Genomic DNA, 21,911 nt, shown 5'->3' with positions numbered 1-21,911 from the left:
GGCATCCGAGGTCAGCGCTTGATCTGCTGCCCATCGCCGGCCGGCACGCTGTCGTAATAGCGGCCGGTACGCGAATCGAACACCCGGTTCGGGCCAGCCGGGCGCACGCCAGGCACGATGCGGCCATTGCGGTCATAGACCTTGTCGGCCGGCCTCGGCGCCGGGGTGGGCGCAATCCGGGCAGGACCCGTGGACCTGATCGGCTGCGCCGGCTGCGGCGACGGCAGCACCTGCGGCTGCGGGCGTGCGGCCTGCGGCGGCGGTACCACCGGCGCCGGAGCCACGGTGGTCGCGCTGCGGGTGACCGTCGGGTCGGCAGCAGGCACCTGGGCCAGCGCCAACGTGGGCAACAGGGCCATCAGCAGCAGGGGAAGGGTCGGTTTCATGGCACGCTCCGGCGTGGATCGCATTTACCTTGCGCCTGCGCCTGTGTGCCGCCCATGAACGGCCGTCACACTTGCAAGCGCGCGCCGGCACCCCCACGTTTTCCGGCATCCCCAGGCCATCGACCCCACGGAGAGCCGGCATGACTGCCTTCGACCTGACGCCCCCCACTGCCACCCAGACCGAGGCGCTGATCGCCGGCCTCAGCAGCGAAGAGCGCCGCGTGCTGCTGCAGCACGGTACCGAAGCGCCGTTCTGCGGCGTGTTCCTGGACAACAAGCGCGAGGGCGTCTACTGCTGCCGGCTGTGCGCGCTGCCGCTGTTCCGCTCCAGCACCAAGTTCGATTCCGGCACCGGCTGGCCCAGCTTCTTCGCCCCGTTCGACCCGGCGCACGTGCGCGAGATCCGCGATACCAGCCATGGCATGGTGCGCACCGAGATCACCTGCGCGCGCTGCGGCAGCCACCTCGGCCACGTGTTCCCGGATGGTCCGCCGCCCACCTACGAGCGCCACTGCCTGAACTCCGTCTCACTTTCGTTCACCGGCAATGGCGAGCCCTGGCCCGACCCGTTGCAGCGTGGCGGCGCGGAAAGCGGTGTGGCGGGCTGAAACACCCCGCTGACCGATTTCACAGAATTCCCTCTTCAGAAAACCGGGTGACGGGCCGACAAGGAGATATCCCCTCTCCTTGCGTCGCCCCATGCTCATCATCGTTGGATTCCTGGTCGTCATCATCAGCGTGATCGGGGGCTACCTCGGTGCCCACGGCCGCCTGGGTGCCCTCTGGCAGCCCTACGAGCTGGTCATCATCGGCGGTGCCGCACTGGGTGCGTTCCTGGTCGGCACCCCGGCCAAGACGGTCAAGCAGACCCTGCAGGCCATGGTCGGCGTGTTCAAGGGCCCGCGCTACAAGCAGCAGGACTACATCGATGTCCTCAGCCTGCTCTATGAACTGCTCAACAAGGCCCGCCGCGAAGGCTTCATGGCCCTGGAAGACCATGTCGAGCGGCCGGCCGAGAGCGCCCTGTTCGCCAACTACCCCAAGGTGCAGGCCGACCACCACCTGATCGACTTCATCACCGACTGCCTGCGCCTGATGATCGGCAGCAACATCGAGCCGCACGAGCTGGAGCCGCTGCTGGAGCTGGAACTGGAAAAGCACCACGCCGAGGCCATGGCGCCGTCGCAGGTGCTGACCAAGGTCGCCGACGGACTGCCCGGTTTCGGCATCGTCGCGGCGGTGCTCGGCATCGTCATCACCATGGGCTCGATCGGCGGTGACATCGTCGAGGTCGGTGGCCACGTGGCCGGCGCGCTGGTCGGTACCTTCCTCGGCATCCTGCTGGGCTACGGCTTCGTCGGCCCGATGGCGGCAGCAATGGAGGCACGCGCCGAGCAGGACAGCCGCATCTATGAATCGGTCAAGACCGCCCTGCTGGCCTGCCTGCGCGGCTACAACCCGAAGATCGCGCTGGAATTCGCCCGCAAGACGCTGCCGTCGAACGTGCGCCCGGCCTTCTCCGATTTCGAGCAGCACCTGAAGACGGTCAAGTAAACCATGGCCGAGACCAAGCCCACTGTCATCGTCCGCCGGGTCAAGAAGGCCGGCCACGCCGCCCATCATGGCGGTTCGTGGAAGGTGGCCTATGCTGACTTCGTGACCGCGATGATGGCGTTCTTCCTGGTGCTGTGGCTGATGGCCACCACCAACAAGAACGACCGTGCGGCCATTTCCGAGTACTTCCGCAACCCCAGCCCGCTGAGCGGGCAGAACGCCACGCCGGCGCCCGGCATGGCCGGCCCGGGCGGCGCCAGCACCTCGATGATCAAGCTGGGTGGTGCCACCGACATCTCGCGCGGCAGCAGCAACGATCCCTTCCAGAACCAGAAGGAAGCGGTGCCGCAGCCGGTGGACCAGCAGCAGCGCGACAAGCAGCAGCTGGAAGCGTTGATGAAGGAACTGCAGGAAGCGATCAGCAGGAGCCAGGCACTGGAGCCGTTCAAGGACCAGCTGCTGCTGGACCTGACCCCGGAAGGCCTGCGCATCCAGATCGTGGACAAGCAGAACCGGCCGATGTTCGACCTCGGCAGCGCTACGCTGAAGCCGTATACGCAGCAGATCCTGCACGAGCTGGCCAACTACCTGAACCACGTGCCGAACCGGATCAGCCTGACCGGCCACACCGACATCACCGCCTATTCGGCCGAGCGCGGCTACGGCAACTGGGAGCTGAGCGCCGATCGTGCCAACGCCGCACGGCGTGCGCTGGTGGACGGTGGCCTGGAGGACAGCAAGATCACCCGCGTGGTCGGCCTGTCTTCGTCGGTGCTGTTCGACAAGGCCGACCCGCAGAACCCGATCAACCGCCGCATCAGCATCGTGGTGATGACCCAGGCCGCCGAAGCGGCCGCCCTGGCCGGTGCCGGCCCGCAGGTGGGACTGTCGGCGCCGACCGCCGACCCGGACGTGCAGGCCGCGCAAGGTGAGGCCGCGCCCGTGGCACATTGAACCGGGGTCAGATCCCTTTCCCATGGAAAGGGATCTGACCCCGCCTGTGTGCGGCCGGTACAATGGCGGTCTTTCCGTTTCCAGGTGACCCCACCCCATGTCCCAGAACTCCAAGGCCAAGCGCGACAAGCGCAAGAAGCAGCAGGCCAAGCGCCCGTTCCTCCGCCTGAATGCCCAGCAGCAGGTGCAGAACCATGCCGTGCTGACCAACGAAGACGGCCAGGTGGTAGCGGCCATCGGCCTGCAGGGCCGTGAGTGGCTGCTGGCCATCGGCGGCCAGACCATGGGCAACGCCGAAAACCCGGTGCCGATGCTGGCCATGCTCAAGCACCTGTCCAACGTGCAGGAAAAGGAAGGCCGCAAGGTCAACCTGGAGTACTCCGAACTGCTGCAGAAGCTGCTGGACACCCTGGCTGCCGAATCCGAGCAGACCGCTGACGAATACCTGGACAAGCTGGTTGCCGAATTCGAAGGCGTCGACGCCGCTGAGGGCGAAGAAGGCGAAGCCGTCGAAGGCGACGCGGCCGAAGAAGCCGCTGCCGAGGCCGCCCCGGCCGCTGACAGCGACAGCAAGCCGCAGGCCTGAACCGGCCGCGGCGGGTGACGGTCTACGTCGATGACGCGGTGCATCCCTGGCGCGGACAGCGCTGGGCGCACCTGATGGCCGACACCCTGGCCGAGCTGCACGCGATGGCGGCGCAGCTCGGCATTCCCCCGCGGGCCTTCCAGAACAAGGCCAGCGGTGCTCACTACGACGTCACTGCCGAGCTGCGCGCACAGGCAATAGCGCTCGGTGCGCGGGCGATTTCCCGGCACACCGACCGTGACCTGGTCAAAGCGGTGATTGCCAACGCCAGGGCGCAGTACCGGCCGTAGGCCGCGCCCAGCAGACCGTCCCCGCCGGGTCGTGCCCGGCGGATCGGCCCATCGCTCAGAACGGGTCGCTGCCCAGCCGGATTTCCACGTTCAGCAGCGAGCACAGCGCCAGCATCGCGTCGTCGTCGCGGGTCAGCGCCATCACGCCGGTGAAGCCGTCGCAGCCGGCATCCACGCTCCACAGCGTGTAGTTGTGCTCGCGCAGACGGTCGAAGGCGGTGGACATCAGCTGCACGCCGTCCAGGCCCTCGGCGAAGTCCTCGTCGTCCAGGTCGCCGCCCCAGTCCAGCTGCAGGTTGAAGCGCGCCGACAGCTCGTTCACCGCCGACTGCAGCGATTCCAGGTCATCGCGCTCCACATCGAAACCGGACTGCCAGGCGATGGCCGTGAACAGGGCCGGCAGCCAGTCGCTGTCCGCTTCCAGCGGCTGCCCGTCCTCGGACAGGTGCTCGCGCCAGCGGTTGAACTGCTGCAGGGCCAGCTCTTCGTCGCCCGGGTTGATCAGCACCAGCAGGTTCCAGACCCGCGCCTCGAAGCCCTCCTCGTCGAAGTCGTGGATGTCTTCCTCGAAGTCGAAATAGTCGCTGTTGTCGGGCATGGCGGAACGTCCTCTGGGGCAGGCCCGCATTCTACGGTTTATCCTGTGCCGCTGAAGCCGGCCTTGGTGGCCGTCACTGTGAATGAAGCGATGAGCGATACCCCTCCCGACCACCTGGCGATCAACCCGGCCAGCCCCTTCCATGATGCACAGGCGCTGGAGCGCGGCGTTGGCGTGCGTTTCAACGACGTCGAGCGCGACAACGTCGAGGAATACTCGGTCAGCGAAGGCTGGATCCGCGTGCAGGCCGGCAAGGCCCGCGACCGCCGCGGCAACCCGATGACCATCAAGGTCAAGGGCAAGGTCGAGGTGTATTTCCTGGACCAGAAGCCGGAATAACCCGCTGTTCCGACCTGGGGTCAGGTCCCTTTCCTGCGGAAAGGGACCTGACCCCGCTCGACGGCGCACGACCGCCGCGTCATTCGCGCTTGCGCGATTCCAGCAGGTCCAGGTTGCGGATCAGGCGCCGCGAGATCTCATCGGAGATCACCCCGCGCCGGGTCAACCGGAACAGTTCCTCGCGCTCGGCATTCAGGCCCGCGCTGCGCAGCTGGCGGTAGCCCAGCTCCATGCGCCGCACCTTCTCCGGGTCCACGTCGGGGCCGTCGTTGTCTTTCTCCAAGTGCCGCTGGTACAGCAGGCTCACCCGCGAGGCAGCATCGTTGTACAGCTGCACGTTCTCGGTGTTCTGGTTCATCACCAGCTGCTGGCGCATGCGTTCGACCCCGGCCAGCGCGGCCTTGGAGGACAGCTTGCGTGCCAGGTCCTCTTCCTTGCGCTCGCCCGAATCGGCTGGCAGCTGCAGGCCCTTCAGCAGCTGCGGCAGCGCCACGCTGGCGCCGATCAGCGAGAACAGGATCACCGCCGCGGCCAGAAAGATCACCAGGTCGCGCGCCGGGAACGCACTGCCATCGGGCAGGAACAGCGGCAGGGTCAACACACCGGCCAGGGTGATCGCGCCGCGCACACCAGCCACCGAGGTCGCCACCACGATGCGCCAGTTCGGCGCCTCGCCCCGCTCCAGGCCACGGCGGCGCGCGCGCAGCAGGTTCCAGCGCAGCGACAGCCATACCCACAGCAGGCGCAGCAGGATCAGCGCCAGGTTGATCACCACCACGTATACCAGCAGCCACCATGCACTCTGGTGGCCGGACTCGTTCATGGTGGTGGTGGCGCGCTCGACGATGCCCGGCAGCTGCTCGCCCAGCAACACGAACATGATGCCGTTGAAGCTGAACTGCAGCATGTTCCAGACGCCCGCGCGCTGCACGCGCATGCTGCCGGAGACACGGCCGGTCAGCTCGACGTAGCTCATCGCGATACCGGCGGCGACCGCAGCGAGGATGCCCGAGGCATGGATTTCTTCGGCGAGCAGGTAGGCCGCGAACGGAATCAGCAGGTTGACCAGCATCGCCGCACCCGGCTCTTCGCCGAAGCGGCGCCACAACCAGCGCTGGAAGGTGGACACGCCGAGGGTGACCGCCACGCCCACGGCAAGGCCGGCCACCGCCACCCACAGGAAGGTCAGCGAGGCCGTGGCCAGCGAGAAGGAGCCGGTCATCACCGCGGCCACCGCGAAACGGAAGCAGACCAGGCCGGACGCATCGTTGAGCAGCGACTCGCCTTCCAGGATGTGCATCAGGCGCTTCGGGATCGGTGCCTTGGAGGCGATCGCCCCGACCGCCACCGGGTCGGTCGGCGAGACGATGGCCGCCAGCGCGAAGCACACTGCCAGCGGCATCACCGGAATCATCCAGTGGATCAGCAGGCCGGCGCCGATCACAGTGAACACCACCAGGCCGAACGCCAGTTCGAGGATCGCGCCCTTGTCGCGGAACAGGCCCTGCTTGGGAATGCGCCAGCCATCCAGGAACAGCAGCGGCGGCAGGAACAGCAGGAAGAACACTTCCGGCTCCAGCGCATGGCCGCGGTTGAACACGCCGGCGATCACCGCGCCCAGGCCGATCTGCACCAGCGGCAACGGCAGCGAGAACGGGAGGACGCGAACCAGGTAGCCGCTGGCGACAACGGCCACCAGCATCGCCAGGACGACTTCAATGGTATGCATGCTTCTTCCAGGAAGCGGCGCGTGGGGAGGCACGAGGGCCAGCGCCGGAAACCCGGAAAAAACTACCACATGCGGCCCTGACCGCGACGGCCGGGGCCGCCGCGCGTCAGCCCCGGCTCATGCCCCGTCGAACCGGTACAGATCCATGGCCAGGAAGCCGGCATCGATGCCGGCGTCGATGCGGCGTGCGCCGAAACCGCCCTCGCCGGCCGCTCCCATCGCGAAGAACAGCGGCAGCAGGTGCTCGTCGGTCGGGTGCGCACGCTCGGCGAACGGGGCCTGCCGGCGGTAATCGAACAGCGCCTGGCGGTCATCAGCGGCCAGTCGCTGCTCCACCCACTCGATGAAGGGCCGCACGTATGGCGCTTCCTTGCCGTCCTGGTAGTCGCCCCAGTCGTGCAGGTTGTGGGTGATGCTGCCCGAGCCGACCAGCAGCACGCCCTGTTCGCGCAGCGGCGCCAGCGCACGGCCCAGCGCGAACTGATGCTCGGGGCCGAGCAGCGGCTGGATCGACACCGGCACCACGGGGATGTCGGCCTGCGGGCGCAACAGCCGCAGCGGTACCCACGCGCCGTGGTCGAGGCCACGCTGCGGGTCGATGGCCACTGGCAGGCCTGCGGCGGCGATGCGGCCGGCCACTTCTTCGGCCAGTGCCGGATCACCCGGCGCCGGGTATTGCAGTTCGAACAGCGCGCGCGGGAAGCCACCAAAGTCGTGGATCGTCGGCGGCTGCGGATGTGCGCCGACCAGCGGCTGCCGGCCCAGCCAGTGCGCCGAGGCCGTCACGATGGCGCGCGGCGGCGGCAGGTCGCGCGCCAGCTCGGCCAGGCGCACACCGACCTGGCCCGGATGCAGGGCGGTCATCGGCGAACCATGGGAGATGTACAGCGAAGGCAGGCGGGACATGGAATTCTCCAGTTGCAGGATCAGGCGGCGATCAGCGCGAACGCAGGGTCCACTTGCCATCGCCGACCAGGAACAGCACCACCAGCGCCAGCGCCCAGAACGCCGGGTATTCCCAGCCGCCGCCGGCATTGGCGAAACCGAAGCCGTTGGCGCCGTGCACGGTGACGATGGTGCCCAGCAGCAGCGGCACGCCGACCAGGCCCACCCAGCGCGCATAGATGCCCAGCAGGAGCGCGACAGTGATCACCAGCTCGACGCCGAGGGTGAGGTAGCCGAGCACGCCGGGCAGGCCCAGCGACTCGAAGAATGCTGCCGTGCCGGCCGGGGTGAATACCAGCAGCTTGGTCAGCGCATGGACCAGGAACAGCACGCCCAGTGCCAGGCGCAGCAGGGTGGCGCCATACGGGGCCAGCGGCGAAACAGGAGCGGTCGTGGCGTGCATCGGAAAGCACCTTGAAGGGAGTGGGCTCAGGTTATTGCGCCTTCACGCACCGATAAATACGATCGATTGACCGTATTTATTTCAGAAGGCGCAACAATGGACACCCTTGAGGCGATGCGCGTGTTCGTGGCGGTGGTCGAGCGCAACGGCTTCAGCGCCGCCGCCCAGGCCCTGGACATGTCCACCGCCGGCGTTACCCGCCAGGTCGCCGCACTGGAAAAGCGCCTGTCCACCCGCCTGCTCCATCGCACCACGCGGCGGGTCAGCCCCACCAGCACCGGCGCCGCCTACTACGCCCAATGCGTGCGCCTGCTGGCCGAGTTCGACGCGCTGGAGGCCAGCATCGGCGCGCAGGCGCTGGAGCCCTCCGGCATGCTGCGCATCAATGCACCGGTCAGTTGGGGCATCGCCCGCCTCGGTCCACTGCTGGCCAGTTACCGCGAACGCTTTCCGCAGGTGGAACTGGACCTGGCCCTGTCCGACCGCCTGGTGGACATGGTCGAGGAAGGCTACGACGTGGCCATCCGCATCACCCGCGAGCCGGGCCCCACCCTGATCGCCCGCCGCCTGGGCGAATCGCGGGTGAGCCTGTGCGCGGCGCCGGCCTACCTGGCCGCACGCGGCGCCCCGCAGACCCCGCAGGACCTGCAGGCGCACGCGTGCCTGGGCTACAGCTACTGGGCCGCCGGTGACCACTGGCCGCTGCAGGGGCCGGGCGGCGAAGTGAAAGTAGCGGTGAACAGCCTGCTGCACGCCAACAACGGCGACGTGCTGCGTGAAGCGGCGATCGCCGGCATGGGCGTCATCCTGCAGCCCGACTTCCTGCTGGAAGACGCGCTGGCCGATGGCCGCCTGGTGCGCGTGCTGCCGGAATGGGAGGCCTCGCCGATCGGCATCTTCGCGGTCTATACCAGCCGCAGCCACCTGGCACCGAAGGTGCGCAGTTTCATCGACCATCTGGTGGACGCCGGGATGTAGCCGAGTCTGGCGCTTGCCGGTAGTGCCGGCCGCCGGCCGGCACATACGAAGCCCCGTCGTGCTTCGGTCGGGTAGTGCCGGCCGCTGGCCGGCACATACGAAACCCGATCAGGCGGGGACCTCATCCAGCGCGTCGATGATCTGTTCCAGCGGCGCCGGCCGCCCCAACAGGTAGCCCTGCACCTGGTCACAGCCATGCGCAGCCAGCCAGTCCAGCTGCCCCGGCGTCTCCACGCCTTCAGCGATGATGGTCAGGCCCATGCTGTGGCCCAGCGACAGCAGCGCGCGGCAGATCGAGGCATTGCGTGGATTGGTTTCCACGTCGGCGACGAAGCTGCGGTCGATCTTCAGGATGTCCAGCGGCAGGTGCTGCAGGTAGGACATGCTGGAATAGCCGGTGCCGAAATCATCCAGCGACACGCGGATGCCCTGCTCGTGCAGGCGCTGCATGGTCTGCATCGCCTGTGCCGGCTTGCGCATCAGGCTGCTCTCGGTCAGCTCCACGTGCAGCGCGCCACGGGCCAGGCCGAAATCCTGCTGGGCACGGGTGAATTCGGCCACCAGGTCGCTGTTGAAGAACTGAACCGCCGACACGTTGACCGCGATCGGCAACGCACCCCACCCGGCCTCGACCAGACGGCGCTGCGCCTTCGCCGCCGCGCGGATCACCCAGCGGCCCAGCGCCAGGATCAACCCGGTGTCCTCGCACAGCTGGATGAACTCGTTGGGCGGGATGAAGCTGCCATCGGCCTGCGGCCAGCGCAGCAGTGCCTCCAGCGCTGCCGGGCTGCCATCGCCGGCATGCCGGATCGGCTGGAAATACAGCTGGAATTCGTTGTCGATGGCGGCATGGATGCGCCCGGCCAGGCGCAGGCGGTCGGCCAGGCGCGTGGTCACGGCCGCGTCGAACCAGACCACCACGTTGCCCTCGGCGCGCGCCGCATGCGCGGCCTGCGCGGCCATGCCGATCACCTGCTCGGCCGTGTGCCCGTCACCAGCGATGTGCACGGCCACGCCGATGCGCGGCTCGAACTGGTGCAGCGAGTCCTTGCCGCGCATCGGCGCCGACACGATCTGCAGCAGGTCGTCCAGCACGCGCTGGGTATCGTGCTCGGCACCGATGGCGAAGACGAAATCCTCGGCCGGCTGGAACGCCAGCGTGCCACAGCGTGCGCCCAGGCCCCCGAGCCGGGTCGCCATCGACTGCAGCACCGCATCGCCGATCTCGCGGCCCAGCGTATCGGCCACCAGCTGCAGCCCGCGCAGCTGCACGAAGGCAATGGTGTAGCCCTCCTCCTGCTCGTCCAGCTGTTCGGTCAGGGCGCGCACATTGAGCAGGCCGGTGGCCGGGTTGTGCCGTGCCTGGTAGGCCAGGTCGCGCTCGTAGGCCAGCCGCTCGCTGACATCCTCGGCCAGCACCAGGCACGCGGGCTGTCCGTCGAAGTCGAGCTTGGACAGGTGTGCGCGCACCTCGAACACACTGCCGTCCTTGCGCCGGTGCAGGCGCACGGTCGCGTCGGGGGGATCGCCCACCTGCGCCCGCTGGATGGCACCACGCACTTCGTCCCAGCCTTCGCGCGGGCGGATGTCGAGGATGCTCATCGCCAGGAACTCGTCGCGGCTGTAGCCATACTGGCGCACTGCAGCGTCGTTGACCTCGATGAAGCGCAGCGTATCCGGGTCGAACACCCAGAACGGTGCAGGATTGCGGTCGAACAGCAGGCGGAAGCGGCGTTCCACTTCGCTCATCTGCTCGCGCGCCTGATAGCGTTCGCTCAGGTCGGTCAGCGCACCGATCATGCGCCGCTCGCTGTCGGCCACTTCCACCCGCTGCCCGCGCGCGCCGACCCAGCGCACCTCGCCCCCGGGAAGCACCAGGCGGAACACCTGGTCGAGCACAGCGCTGCCGGCGAAGGCCTGGTCAAAGGCCTGCTGCAGGCGCGCGGCATCATCGCGATGCACGCGCGCGAAGAAGTCCGCGACCGGCAAGGCGTCGGTCTGTACCCCAAAGATCTCGCGGGCCAGCGGCGACCAGCGCAGCAGCGCGGCGTCCTCATCCACGTACCAGGTGCAGACACGCCCGACCTGGTGCGCCAGGCGCAGCTCGGCGTGGCCCGTCTTCAGTTCCTCGGCCATCGCCTGCTGGCTGCGGGTGCTGCGGCGCACGGCGTACAGCAGTACCAGCAACACCGCGATGTAGGCCAGTACGATCGCCACCGACGCCTTCAGGTACGGCCACCACGGTGCGAGTACATCTTCGTCGGCCAGGCCGACCTGCACCGCCAGCGGGCTGCGTTCGAGCGTGCTGATGGTGAGGATGCGCGGCACGCCGTCGACAACGCCGGGCATGCTGCCCAGCTCGACCACTGCCTGCGTGCCGAGCAGGTCCCGGCGCGGCAGGTCATAGCGGCGGCCCACCGTGCCATGCGGATCGGGTACGCGGGCCAGCATGTAGCCCTGGGCATCGCTGATCGAGACCAATCCGTTGGGACCGACATCCAGGCCGCCGACGATGCGCTGCAGTTCGCCACAGCGCAGCCGTGCCAGCAGCCAGCGCCCATCGGCCATCGGCAGCGCCAGCGGGACCACCCAGCCCCCGTCGCTGGCGCGCTGTGGTGGGCCGATGTACAGCGCGCTGCCCGAGCCGCGCCGTTGCGGATCGGTCCACAACGGCAACTGCAGGTCGCCCTTGCCGGCCGTCAATGCGCGGCCATAGCTGTCGAGCACCACGATGCTGTGCAGTTCGGCGTGCCGGCGCAGCACGCCGCCGATGGAGGCATCCAGCAAGGCCGGCGCCTGTGCCGGCACGCTGCGGAACAGTTCGGCGGCGGCGGCGATACCGGTCATGGCCCGCTCCAGGTTGCGCAGCTCCAGCGCCAGCAGGCGCTCGCTGCCCACCGCCAGCGCGCGGCTCTGCCGCTGCGCCGCTTCCAGGCGGCGGTGGTGGTCGTTGACCAGCATGAGGGCCAGACCGGTCACCAGCAGTACGCCCAGCAGCACACCGCCCCAGGTGATGGCGCGCAGCGGCCGGGCCAACGCCCGTTTCAGCGCGGGCATCGGTTGATGTTCCTTGTGCAGTCGGCTGGCTTCATGCGCGAACGAATCCTCCACGTCCCCGACCTCAACGGCCGGCGGACGCCATTCTTGACGCCTGACCCCATCCTGCATGGCCACCTCCCCGTGTCCGCGCAGGGCTCGAGGGTCCAGCATGCACCACCCCGGTGACGGCGTGAAGATCGCATCCGCACGTTCAGCCAGATCCTGCACAGGGCGGGCCCCGCAGGGGGGCGGCCAGTGGCGCCGGAGCGGATTAGACTTGGGGTTTTCCGCTGCAAGAGAAGTCCATGTCCAAGCTGCGCCGTCCCACCCTGGCGCTGGCCATTGTTGCCAGCCTGTCCCTGGCCGCCTGTGACCGCCCGGCCGACCCGGCCGTCGGTGCCACCGCGCCGGCCGATGCCGCCCCCGCTGCGGCCAAGCCGATGCTGGGCAGTTTCGGCTTCGATGCCAGCGGCATGGACCGCAGCATCGCCGCCGGCGACGACTTCTTCGGCTTCGCCAACGGCACCTGGGTGAAGAACACCGAGATTCCGGCCGACCGCTCGCGCTTCGGCAGCTTCAATGTCATTGCCGAGAAGACCCTGGCCGACACCCGCGCCATCCTGGAAGGGGCCGCCGGCAACACCCAGGCCAGCGGCGACGACAAGCTGATCGGCGACTACTACGCCGCCTACATGGACGAAGCCGGCATCGAGCAGCACGGTCTGGCGCCGGTGCAGCCGCAGCTGAAGGCCATCGATGCGATCGCCGACAAGGCCGGGCTGGCCCGCGCACTCGGCGGCGACCTGCGCGCCGACGTCGACCTGCTCAACGCCACCAACTTCTATACCGACCGCCTGTTCGGCCTGTGGGTGTCGGTGGACATGCTGCAGCCGGATCGCACCGCGCCGTACCTGGTGCAGGGCGGCCTGGGCATGCCCGACCGCGATTTCTACCTGGGCGATGGCCGCATGGCCGAACTGCGCAAGCAGTACCAGGCCTACATCGCACAGATGCTGCAGCTGGCCGGCGTCGCCGACCCGGCCGGCAAGGCGCAGCGCATCCTCGCGCTGGAAACGAAGATCGCGCAAGCACATGCCACCCAGGAAGAAACCAACGACGTGACCAAGGGCGCCAACCCCTGGACCCAGGCCGACTTCAATGCGAAGGCGCCGGGCCTGGACTGGAACGCCTTCCTCGATGCGGCGGCGCTGGGCAACCAGCAGGACTTCATCGTGTGGCAGCCCAAGGCCGTGGCCGGCCTGTCCAGGCTGGTCGCCACCGAGCCGCTGGACGCCTGGAAGGACTACCTGGCGTTCCACGCGCTGGACCGTGCCGCCGCCTACCTGCCGAAGAAGTTCGCCGATGCCCGCTTCGCCTTCCATGGCACCGCGCTGAGCGGCACGCCGCAGCAGAGCGACCGCTGGAAGCGCGCGGTGGACGATGCCAACCATGCCGTCGGCGAAGCGATCGGCAAGCGCTACGTCGAAAAGCACTTCGACGCCAGGACCAAGGAGCGTGCGGACGAGATGGCGAAGAACATCATCGCCGCTTTTGCCAAGCGCATCGACGCGCTGTCGTGGATGTCGCCGCAGACCAAGGCGCATGCCAAGGCCAAGGTCACGGGCCTGACCGTGGGCATGGGCTATCCGGAGAAGTGGCGCGACTACACCGGCCTGGAGATCCGCCGTGATGACCCGCTGGGCAATGCACAGCGCGCCGAGCTGTTCGAGTACCAGCGCAACATCGCCAAGCTGGGCAAGCCGGTCGACCACAGCGAGTGGGCGATGCTGCCGCAGACCATCAATGCGATGAACGTGCCGCTGGAGAACCGCCTGGTGTTCCCGGCCGCGATCCTGCAGCCGCCGTTCTTCGACGGCGCTGCCGACGACGCGGTGAATTACGGTGCGATCGGTGCGGTGATCGGCCACGAGATCAGCCACGGCTTCGACAACGCCGGCGCGCTGTTCGACGAGACCGGCAAGCTGCACAACTGGTGGACCGCCGAGGACCTGAAGCAGTTCAACGCCGCCGGTGATGCGCTGGCCGCGCAGTTCAGCAGCTACGAGCCGTTCCCCGGCGTGCACGTGAACGGCAAGCTGACCCTGGGCGAGAACATCGCCGACGTGGCTGGCCTGGGTACCGCCTACGATGCCTACCAGCTGTCGCTGCAGGGCAAGCCGGGCCAGACCCTGGAAGGCTTCAGCCCGGACCAGCGCTTCTTCCTCGGCTTCGCCCAGGCGTGGCGCAGCAAGAGCCGCGAGCAGGCGCTGCGCAATTCGCTGCTGACCGATGTGCATGCCCCGGGCCAGTTCCGCGCATTGACCGTGCGCAACATCGACGCCTGGTACCCGGCGTTCGAAGTGAAGGAAGGCCAGAAGCTGTACCTGGCCCCGGACAAGCGGGTCAAGGTGTGGTGATGTAACCGGAACGGGCGCCGCAAGGCGCCCGTTTCATTTCCGGGTAGCGGCCAACCTTCGTCGGCACATACTCCGCTCTGGTGGGTGCCGACCTTGGTCGGCACGGGGTAGGAATCCACGCATGGCGTGGATCTACCTGCGGGTGATGGCAGCCATCAGCAGGGCACTCCCAGCCAACACCGCCGCAGCCCACAGATTCGCATGCAGGCCCACGCCATCCAGCAGGCGGCCACCACCCCACGCACCCATTGCGATGCCGATGTTGAATACCGCCACATACAACGCGGTGGCGATCTCCACGGCCTGCGGCACCGCCTTCATCATCCAGCTCATCAGGCCCACCGATACACCGCCATAGGCCAGACCCCACAGCAGCAGCACTGCAATACCTGCGGAGGGCGTATTTCCCACCCACAGGAACAGCAGAGGCGTCAGCAGCAGGCCCGAGGCTATCGCCAGCAGCATGCCCCGTGGATGGCGCGCAGCCAGCGGCCCGGCGATGAAGTTGCCGGCGATGCCAGCCAGGCCGTACCCAAACAGCAGTGCACCTATCCACGACGCATCCACGCCCGATACGGACGTCAGCAGCGGCCGCACGTACGTGAAGGCGATGAAGTGCCCGGACACCAGCAGCCCGGTCAGCCACAGGCCACGCCGCAGGTTGCGCTGGCCAAGCTGCTGCACGAACTGCCGCGGCCGCACCGATGTGCTGACCGGCAACGCGGGAACCACCCGCAGATGCAGCAGCATCACCGCCGCACTGAACAACGTCATCGCCACGAACGCGCTGCGCCAGCCCAATGCATCCCCGATCAGCGCGCCCAACGGAACGCCGAGCACCGAAGCTGCGGCCACGCCTCCGAAGATGATCGAGGTGGCCAGACCGATGCGCTGCGCAGGTACCAGGCGCGCTGCCAGCCCACCGGCAATGGTCCAGATGCCGCCCATGCAGAACCCCACCAGCACACGCGCGGCCAACAGCCAGCCGATGCCAGGTGCCAGCGCCGACGCAAGGTTGGCGACCAGCAGCAGGCCCAACAGCGCACACAGGATGCGGCGACGATCGATGCCACCGGCTGCGATCACCGCAAGCGGGGCGAACACTGCCGCCAGCAGGGCGGGCAGTGAGATCATCAGGCCGGCGGTGCCGGTGGACGCGCCGAGATCTTCGGCGATGGGAGTCAGCAGGCCGACCGGCAGCATTTCGGTGGTGACCACCGAGAACGTGGCGAGGCCGACGGCGGAGACCGCCCACCACGGATGGCGGGGCACAGACGCGGCATGCGCAGGCGATGAAGCGCTCACGGAATGATTCCTTCAGGAGATGTGGACGCGGCAGACGGGCGCAGCGCACGTTGCACGAGCAAGGCGAACAGCAGCACGCCACCGCCTGCCGCCAGCGCAACCACAAAACCACTGCGCACGCCCGCCGCATCGACGCTCTGTCCAGACAGCGCCGCGCCCAGCGCCACGCCGATGTTGAGGCCGGCCAGCAGCCACGTCATGCCTTCGGTCAGGCGTGCTTCGGGCACGCGTTGTTCAACCAGCGACATCGCCACGATCATCGTCGGCGCGAAGAACACCCCGGCCAGCAGTACCGTAGCGGCCAGTGCCGGCAGACTGCCGACCCACAGCAGCGGCAACGTGGTCAATGCGGTGGCCGCTGCTCCGGCCAGCAACAGGCGCGGCAGCGGCATCGGCAGCTTCAGGGCACCAAACAGCAGGCCCGCCGCGCAGCTGCCCAGCGCGTAGGCCGACAGCACCCAGCTGGCAGCTAGTGGCTGTCCGCGCAGCTCGGCCAATGCCACGCTGGTGATGTCGACGGTGCCGACGATCACGCCCATCGCCAGCATCAGCAACGCCAGCAGGCGGATCTCCGGTTGCCGCAGCAGCGAGTGCGAGGATGCTGCACCTTCGTAGTGCTGTATCGGCGGCTCGGTGCCCCGCTGCAGCACCAGTGCGGCGACGCCGGCCACCAGCAGCAGGGCGGCCGCCAGTACGCCAGCCTGTGGCCATACCGCCACCGACAATCCGACGGACAACGGTGGCCCGGCGATGAAGGTCACCTCGTCGAACACGGTCTCCAGCGAATACGCGGTCTGCAGCTGTGGTCGTCCGCGATGGGTCGCGGTCCAGCGCGCTCGCACCATCGCCGACACGCTGGGCATGCAGCCGGCCAGCATCGCCGCAACGAACAGCGTCCAGTCCGGCGCGGCCAGCAGCGTGCACGCGAGCAGCAACAGCAGACCGGCCGCACTGGCCGCAGTGGCCCATGGCAGTACCCTGCCCTGCCCGCGCCGGTCGACCCAGCGCGACACCTGCGGCGACAGCAACGCATAGGTCAGCACGAAGGTGGCCGACACCGCACCGGCCAGTGCATAGCTGCCGCGCAGCTGGGACAGCAAGGTGATGATGCCGATACCGGTCATCGGCAGCGGCAGGCGTGCCAGCAGCCCGGCCAGGGCGAGGCCGGCGGTGCCGGGGGTCGCGAACAGGTCGCGATAGGGGGTGGCCATCAGGTTCTCCAAGGCAGCGACTTGCCTGGCGCACGGGGCGCCATGACAATACATACAGGGCGTATGAATAAGAGCCTACATTCATACGCGCCGTATGTAAATAATCATGCACTATGTATGTAAGGAGCTCTGAATGGTTCGCCGCACCCGCGCCGAGATGGAAGAAACCCGCGCCACCCTCCTGGCCACCGCCCGCCGGGTGTTCAGCGAGCATGGCTATGCCGCCACCTCGATGGACGACCTGACCGCCCAGGCCGGGCTGACCCGCGGCGCGCTGTACCACCACTTCGGCGACAAGAAGGGTCTGCTGGCGGCTGTCGTCGCCCAGCTCGATGCCGAGACCGACCAGCGCCTGCAGGCGATCAGTGATGCCGCCGACGATGCCTGGGAGGGCTTCGTGCAGCGTTGCCGCGCGTACCTGGAGATGGCGCTGGAACCGGAGATCCAGCGCATCGTGCTGCGCGACGCGCGCGCGGTGCTCGGTGGCGCCTCACCGGAATCGCAGCGCCACTGCGTGCATTCGATGCAGCACCTGATCGAACATCTGGTTGCCCAGGGCGTGGTGGCGCCGGTGAATGCGCAGGCGCTGGCGTCGCTGATCTATGGCAGCCTGGCCGAGGCCGCGTTCTGGATCGCCGAGGGCGAGGATGGCGACGTGCGCCTGCGGCAGGCGACGGCGGCGCTGGAGATGCTGTTGCGCGGGTTGAAGTCGGCGGGGTAAGGCCCATCCACGCATGGTGTGGATCTACTGCGGCTCCTGCGGCACCGCGCGCAACGCGTGCCAACCAAGGTTGGCACCTACCGGGGAACGGTGGGCCACTCGCGCAGCACCGACACCGGCACGCCCATGCGCGCACAGGCGCGGCTGGCCAGGCCATCGGGCAACGCACGGCGGAACAGCGGCGCCATGCCCTGCATCAGCTTCGCCGACGCGGCGGCCTGCGCGCGCTGACGGCCACTGCGTTCAAGCATGCCTTCGGCCCAGTCCGGCAGCAGTGCCGCGCCTGCACCCAGGAACACTTCGCGCGACAGCCCCGGCACCGGTACCGGCAGGCGCACGCCGGACAGCACCTCCAGCACCTCGCGCGAGCGCTCGTCGACGCGCAGCTCCGGCTGCCGCGCACAGAAGTACGCCGCCACTCCCGCTTCGCTGCGCGGCACGTCCACCGCACCCAGTGCCTCGGCCACGCCGCGGTACTCATCGTAGTAACGGTCGGCGATGTGTGCCGGCACCTCCCGTCCGTACCGGCGGAAGCCCTGAAGGAACCCGAACGCCTCGGTCACATGCACCCAGGTCAGCAGTTGCGGATCGTCGGCGGCGTAGGGTTCGCCCTGTGCGGTCTGGCCGCGGATCTGTGCATGGATGCGGCGCACCTTGGCCACCAGCGCCTCCACCTCGCCGGTGGGCGCATAGCTGGTACCGGCAACGAACGCGGTGGTGCGACGCAGGCGACCCACCAGGTCCTGGCGGAAATTGGAGTGATCGTAGACCCCGGCCAGCGCGCGCGGATGCAGGGTCTGCAGCATCAGCGCGCACAGGCCACCGGCCAGCATCGAGGGGAACTCGGCGTGCAGGCGCCAGGTCACGCTGTCGGGTCCAAACCAACCCGGGTCACCCAGCGGCTGGTCGTAATCGATGCCGCTCTGGCCACGGGGGAAGGCCTCCAGCACCCAGCGCCGGATCGGCGCGGTGACGGGGCGGGAGAGTCGCTGCAGCAGAGCCGGCATCACAGGTCCAAGAAAGACGGAAGAACAGTCGCATCTTGCGCGGTTGGCTCCGATTCTCGGCGATCACGACCGCGGCGGCGAGTCTTCGTACTCAGCCACGGTTTCATGTGCGGCCGCAGCACATTTCACCCTGCGACATCCTGTCGCAGGCAGCGCCCTCGATGCTGCGATGCAACAACATTCACCGATTCAGGCAAAGCCCTTGCGCAGCTTGGCATTGCGCCCATTGCACGGCTCGCTGGAAGTGCTAGAACTGGAACCGCCACACCGTCCAATGCTGATCGACGCACGTTCCACAAGGAGCCAGCCATGATTGCTTTGTTCAAGGGTTTGGGAATTCTGCTTCGCGACAACGAGCTCTACAGCAGCCCGTTCGACAAACAGGTCGCGCATTGGCGCAATCTCAGCGAGCAGCAGATCCGCGATGAAGTCGCGGTGCTGGCCCAGGCCAAGTGCCAATGGCTGATCGCCTCGATCGTCGGCTGGCAGGCAGCCTCGCTGCTGATTCTTGGCCTGATCGCCAACTACCTCTGGCGCGACGACTTCCATATCACGTTCACCCGCGTGGTAGTCGTGTTCGGCTCGTGGGTGTCGATCCTGTTCGTGATCTGGTTCATGGCCAACATGTTCGATCAGCAGGCCGGTTTCGAGCGCTGGATGAAGGCGTTCAACAGTCGCGCACGCATCAGCTCCAAGGCCGACAGCGTCGAGCACGTGGCCGAGGCACTGGACCTGGCCGAGCATTACCCGGAAGTGCTCGATTACAAGCAGGCGGTCACCGCCAAGCGCGAGCTGCGCCACGAGGACATCCGCATCATGACCGAGATCGGGCGCATGAAGCAGCACTCCGAACTGGTCGGCCGCCTCAACCACGTGGGCGAGAACGAGCACCACCACGACCTGACACTACAGCCTGCCTACTGACCCTTCAGGGAAGCGGGGGGAGCCACAATGCCACCGTGATCACTCACGGTGGCATTGTTCTTTCCGATCCTCGCTGACGCACTGGGCGAAGCCCTTCGGCAGGCCCCTGAACTCCCGGGTCGTGCCGGCCGCCAACGCGAACGACCGTATCGGCGCTTTCGCACAGGCGGCATCAGGACGACAGGCCGGGTCCAGCACCAGGTAATGGCACTGGCCGCTGCGGCTGGCCATGCACTCGAAACGCGCCACGCCGTCCACTACCGTGCGCTTGCTGTACAGCGTGTCCACGCCATTGGCAGTGGTGCGGGTGATCGCGGTTTCAGTGGACTTCCGGCAACCGGCAAGCGCCAATGCGGCGAGGCCGACAAGCAGGAAAAAACGCATGCAATGCTCCTGGCGGCGGAGACTGCGGCGCGGCTACATGCCGCGGAACAGGCTCATGAACGGTTGGCTGACCACCAGCGTCTCCGTGCGCCCGCGCAGGCGCAGCACGCCGCGCCCGGTGTCGTCGCGGCTCACCGCTGCCACCGCCTTCATGTTGACGATGGTGGAGCGGTGGATCTGGCGGAAGTGCTGCGGGTCGAGCACTTCAAGCAGTTCACGTAACGGTGTGCGCAGCAGGCTTTCGCCGGCAGCGGTGACCACGGTGGTGTACTTGTTGTCGGCGCGGAAGTAGGCCACATCTTCCAGCATGATCAGCTGCGTCTCGCGGCCGTTGCTGGCGGTGATCCAGGCCAGTGGCGGGCGCTCCGCTGCGCCCTGCGACGGGCCCAGCCGCTGCAGCAGGCGCTCCAGCACGGCATCGTCCTGTCGCGTCGATGGCAGCCGCGACAGGATGCGCTCGCGGGTGGCCAGCAGGCGCTCATCACTGACCGGCTTCAACAGGTAGTCCATCGCGCCCTGCTCGAACGCATCGATGGCGTACTGGTCGTAGGCGGTGACGAATACCACCTGGGTGCGCGGGCTCAGCTCGGACAGCGAGCGCGCGACCTCGATGCCGCTGATGCCGGGCATGCGGATGTCGAGGAACGCGATGTCCGGCCGCGTCTCGGCCAGCTGCTCCAGCGCGCTGGCACCGTCCTCGCACTCGGCCACCAGCTTCAGCTCCGGCCACAGCCGGCCCAGCTGTTCCACCAGTGACTGCCGCAGCAGTTCTTCGTCTTCGGCGATCAGGGCTTCAAGCGGCATGGCTGCGCTCCTTGTGCGACTGCGGCAGGGTCATGGTCGCGGCCACGCCGCTGGGGAAGTTGGCAACGATCGCCACGCCGGCCTGCTCGCCGCAGGTCAGGCGCAGGCGCTCGCGCAGGTTCTTCAGGCCGATGCCGGTACCGCTGGTGCCCTGGCCGAAGCCAAGCCCATCGTCGGCCACGGTCACGGTCACGTGGTCATCGAAGCCGCGCGCCAGTATCCAGATCGTGCCACCGCCGGGCTTGGGTTCCAGGCCGTGCTTGATCGCGTTCTCCACCAGCGTCTGCAGTGCCATCGCCGGCAGGTGCACGCCGTGCAGTTCGTTCGGTACCTGCATTTCCACCGCCAGGCGTGCGCCCATGCGGATGCGCAGGATTTCCAGGTACGCGCGGGTGCGGTCCAGCTCCACGCCCAGCGTGGATACCGATTCGTCCACCTGCGGCAACGAGCTGCGCAGGTATTGAATGAGGTGGCCGAGCATCTGTTCGGCACGCGCCGGATCGGTGCGGGTCAGTACCTGCGCGTTGGCCAGCGTGTTGTAGAGGAAGTGCGGTTCCACCTGCGCATGCAACAGGTTCAAGCGTGCCACCGACAGTTCCTTTTCCACCTGGGTCTGTTCGGCCGCAGCCTGTTCGTCGCGGCGCTGGTCGGCGACGCGGCGGCTGATCGCACGGGTGACTGCTTCGGCGTTCTCGAAGTTGCTGCCCTCGTCGAGCGCCAGCAGGTCGGCCCACCAGCCGGCATCGGGTTCGAACAGCAGGGTCACGGTGCTGGTGCCCTGCCCCGGCGTGACCGTGGCCAGCACGCTGTTGCGCTTGATGGCCAGCCGCGCCGGCAGGTTCCAGCGCGAGGGCTGGCGGCCGTTCCAGAGGTCGACCCGGCGCACATAGGCGCGCACCTGCAGGCTGCCGGCCGAGCTTTCCACGTCTTCGACGCGCGGTAGTTCGGAAATCGCCGCCTCCACCACCGAGAAGGCGTGGCCCGCGTCCATCGGCAGTTCGATCTGGCGGCGCTGGCGGCCGGACAGGGTGGTGGCATCCAGGCGACCGGCCACCAGCCAGACCCGGCGGATGTGGGTGATGGCACTGCCCAGCGCGGAAATGATCAGGAACATCGCCAGCAGCCCGAAGATCCAGCCCGGGCCATCGTTCATGCCGCTGAAGATGCCGCTCCAGACCATGCCGGCGACAACCAGCGCGGCAGCCCAGGCCAGCAGGTGGCGGATCAGGAGAGAGAGGCTGGCGAACACGGCGGCGCCTTGAGGAAGGGGGTGAGCCGAGCATAGGGCGGCCCGCCGGGCAAGCAAGCAGGCTGCGACGAAGGCCGGGAAAGTTGGG

22 protein-coding genes are annotated in these 21,911 nt (G+C 67.9%); 10 read left to right on the top strand and 12 right to left on the bottom strand.

Annotated features, from left to right (window positions below):
- Positions 1 to 11: 11 nt before the first annotated feature.
- Positions 12 to 386 carry a hypothetical protein gene (locus AC5P53_RS16045; RefSeq protein WP_014645801.1) on the bottom strand — a complete coding sequence of 125 codons (375 nt, stop codon included), beginning with the start codon at positions 384 to 386 and terminating at the stop codon, positions 12 to 14.
- Between the two features lie 140 nt (positions 387 to 526).
- Here AC5P53_RS16045 and msrB point away from each other — a divergent pair, with 140 nt between their 5' ends.
- From msrB to AC5P53_RS16020, 5 genes are all read left to right on the top strand, one after another.
- Entirely contained in the window at positions 527 to 994 is a 468-nt protein-coding gene (gene msrB, locus AC5P53_RS16040; protein ID WP_005415117.1) for a peptide-methionine (R)-S-oxide reductase MsrB, read from the top strand.
- 91 nt (positions 995 to 1,085) lie between these two features.
- On the top strand, positions 1,086 to 1,940 hold the full coding sequence (gene motA, locus AC5P53_RS16035) for a flagellar motor stator protein MotA (RefSeq protein WP_014645799.1): 855 nt from the start codon (positions 1,086 to 1,088) through the stop codon (positions 1,938 to 1,940).
- 3 nt (positions 1,941 to 1,943) lie between these two features.
- Positions 1,944 to 2,894, top strand: a complete 951-nt coding sequence (motB, locus tag AC5P53_RS16030; RefSeq protein WP_046428632.1) for a flagellar motor protein MotB — start codon at positions 1,944 to 1,946, stop codon at positions 2,892 to 2,894.
- A gap of 97 nt (positions 2,895 to 2,991) precedes the next feature.
- Positions 2,992 to 3,480, top strand: a complete 489-nt coding sequence (locus AC5P53_RS16025) for a hypothetical protein (protein ID WP_046428629.1) — start codon at positions 2,992 to 2,994, stop codon at positions 3,478 to 3,480.
- 14 nt (positions 3,481 to 3,494) lie between these two features.
- On the top strand, positions 3,495 to 3,770 hold the full coding sequence (locus tag AC5P53_RS16020; protein ID WP_032959248.1) for a DUF4031 domain-containing protein: 276 nt from the start codon (positions 3,495 to 3,497) through the stop codon (positions 3,768 to 3,770).
- A 55-nt stretch (positions 3,771 to 3,825) separates the two neighbouring features.
- Here AC5P53_RS16020 and AC5P53_RS16015 read toward each other — a convergent pair whose 3' ends face one another.
- Complete coding sequence (locus AC5P53_RS16015; protein WP_241887246.1) at positions 3,826 to 4,368, bottom strand: DUF6630 family protein; 543 nt, start codon at positions 4,366 to 4,368, stop codon at positions 3,826 to 3,828.
- Positions 4,369 to 4,458: 90 nt separating this feature from the next.
- Here AC5P53_RS16015 and AC5P53_RS16010 point away from each other — a divergent pair, with 90 nt between their 5' ends.
- The gene (locus tag AC5P53_RS16010) at positions 4,459 to 4,707 is read left to right on the top strand and encodes a DUF3297 family protein (protein WP_005415112.1); all 249 of its coding nucleotides are present in this window, start codon (positions 4,459 to 4,461) and stop codon (positions 4,705 to 4,707) included.
- Between the two features lie 79 nt (positions 4,708 to 4,786).
- Here the strand turns inward: AC5P53_RS16010 and AC5P53_RS16005 are convergent, their stop codons facing one another.
- The 3 genes from AC5P53_RS16005 to AC5P53_RS15995 all read right to left on the bottom strand — a co-directional run bounded on the left by AC5P53_RS16005 (position 4,787) and on the right by AC5P53_RS15995 (position 7,784).
- A complete protein-coding gene (locus tag AC5P53_RS16005; protein WP_014645794.1) occupies positions 4,787 to 6,436 on the bottom strand; it encodes a Na+/H+ antiporter in 1,650 nt (549 codons plus the stop codon).
- Between the two features lie 117 nt (positions 6,437 to 6,553).
- The gene (locus tag AC5P53_RS16000; protein ID WP_197621163.1) at positions 6,554 to 7,342 is read right to left on the bottom strand and encodes a dioxygenase family protein; all 789 of its coding nucleotides are present in this window, start codon (positions 7,340 to 7,342) and stop codon (positions 6,554 to 6,556) included.
- A 31-nt stretch (positions 7,343 to 7,373) separates the two neighbouring features.
- Positions 7,374 to 7,784, bottom strand: coding sequence for a DoxX family protein (locus AC5P53_RS15995; RefSeq protein WP_046428617.1), 411 nt, complete (start codon positions 7,782 to 7,784; stop codon positions 7,374 to 7,376).
- A gap of 96 nt (positions 7,785 to 7,880) precedes the next feature.
- On the opposite strand from AC5P53_RS15995, the gene AC5P53_RS15990 reads away from it, so the two are divergent.
- Complete coding sequence (locus AC5P53_RS15990; protein WP_069118042.1) at positions 7,881 to 8,762, top strand: LysR family transcriptional regulator; 882 nt, start codon at positions 7,881 to 7,883, stop codon at positions 8,760 to 8,762.
- Between the two features lie 108 nt (positions 8,763 to 8,870).
- Here AC5P53_RS15990 and AC5P53_RS15985 read toward each other — a convergent pair whose 3' ends face one another.
- The gene (locus AC5P53_RS15985) at positions 8,871 to 11,930 is read right to left on the bottom strand and encodes a bifunctional diguanylate cyclase/phosphodiesterase (protein ID WP_495227465.1); all 3,060 of its coding nucleotides are present in this window, start codon (positions 11,928 to 11,930) and stop codon (positions 8,871 to 8,873) included.
- Between the two features lie 176 nt (positions 11,931 to 12,106).
- Here AC5P53_RS15985 and AC5P53_RS15980 point away from each other — a divergent pair, with 176 nt between their 5' ends.
- The gene (locus AC5P53_RS15980; RefSeq protein ID WP_032959257.1) at positions 12,107 to 14,218 is read left to right on the top strand and encodes a M13 family metallopeptidase; all 2,112 of its coding nucleotides are present in this window, start codon (positions 12,107 to 12,109) and stop codon (positions 14,216 to 14,218) included.
- A gap of 132 nt (positions 14,219 to 14,350) precedes the next feature.
- Here AC5P53_RS15980 and AC5P53_RS15975 read toward each other — a convergent pair whose 3' ends face one another.
- Both AC5P53_RS15975 and AC5P53_RS15970 read right to left on the bottom strand, forming a co-directional pair.
- A complete protein-coding gene (locus AC5P53_RS15975; RefSeq protein ID WP_014645788.1) occupies positions 14,351 to 15,523 on the bottom strand; it encodes an MFS transporter in 1,173 nt (390 codons plus the stop codon).
- Positions 15,520 to 16,734 (bottom strand): MFS transporter, encoded by a 1,215-nt coding sequence (locus AC5P53_RS15970; RefSeq protein WP_142235388.1) that lies wholly within the window; start codon positions 16,732 to 16,734, stop codon positions 15,520 to 15,522. Before AC5P53_RS15970 ends, AC5P53_RS15975 begins: the two co-directional genes overlap by 4 nt.
- A gap of 133 nt (positions 16,735 to 16,867) precedes the next feature.
- Here AC5P53_RS15970 and AC5P53_RS15965 point away from each other — a divergent pair, with 133 nt between their 5' ends.
- Entirely contained in the window at positions 16,868 to 17,455 is a 588-nt protein-coding gene (locus AC5P53_RS15965; RefSeq protein WP_014645786.1) for a TetR/AcrR family transcriptional regulator, read from the top strand.
- Positions 17,456 to 17,532: 77 nt separating this feature from the next.
- Here AC5P53_RS15965 and AC5P53_RS15960 read toward each other — a convergent pair whose 3' ends face one another.
- The gene (locus tag AC5P53_RS15960) at positions 17,533 to 18,462 is read right to left on the bottom strand and encodes an oxygenase MpaB family protein (protein WP_495227464.1); all 930 of its coding nucleotides are present in this window, start codon (positions 18,460 to 18,462) and stop codon (positions 17,533 to 17,535) included.
- A 309-nt stretch (positions 18,463 to 18,771) separates the two neighbouring features.
- Between AC5P53_RS15960 and AC5P53_RS15955 the strand changes: the two genes are divergently transcribed.
- Positions 18,772 to 19,386 carry a hypothetical protein gene (locus AC5P53_RS15955; protein ID WP_014645784.1) on the top strand — a complete coding sequence of 205 codons (615 nt, stop codon included), beginning with the start codon at positions 18,772 to 18,774 and terminating at the stop codon, positions 19,384 to 19,386.
- A gap of 39 nt (positions 19,387 to 19,425) precedes the next feature.
- On the opposite strand, the gene AC5P53_RS15950 is transcribed toward AC5P53_RS15955, so the two are convergent.
- From AC5P53_RS15950 to AC5P53_RS15940, 3 genes are read right to left on the bottom strand one after another with little or no spacing between them, the layout of a single operon-like run.
- Positions 19,426 to 19,770 carry a hypothetical protein gene (locus tag AC5P53_RS15950; RefSeq protein WP_014645783.1) on the bottom strand — a complete coding sequence of 115 codons (345 nt, stop codon included), beginning with the start codon at positions 19,768 to 19,770 and terminating at the stop codon, positions 19,426 to 19,428.
- A gap of 33 nt (positions 19,771 to 19,803) precedes the next feature.
- Entirely contained in the window at positions 19,804 to 20,574 is a 771-nt protein-coding gene (locus AC5P53_RS15945; protein ID WP_049441363.1) for a LytR/AlgR family response regulator transcription factor, read from the bottom strand.
- Positions 20,564 to 21,823, bottom strand: a complete 1,260-nt coding sequence (locus AC5P53_RS15940; RefSeq protein WP_046428597.1) for a sensor histidine kinase — start codon at positions 21,821 to 21,823, stop codon at positions 20,564 to 20,566. Before AC5P53_RS15940 ends, AC5P53_RS15945 begins: the two co-directional genes overlap by 11 nt.
- Positions 21,824 to 21,911 lie beyond the last annotated feature (88 nt).

The sequence above is a fragment of the Stenotrophomonas sp. YJH_SMC_82 genome (assembly GCF_059368875.1).
Note: the sequence above shows the minus strand (reverse complement) of the source record. Positions and strands in the feature narration are given on the sequence as shown.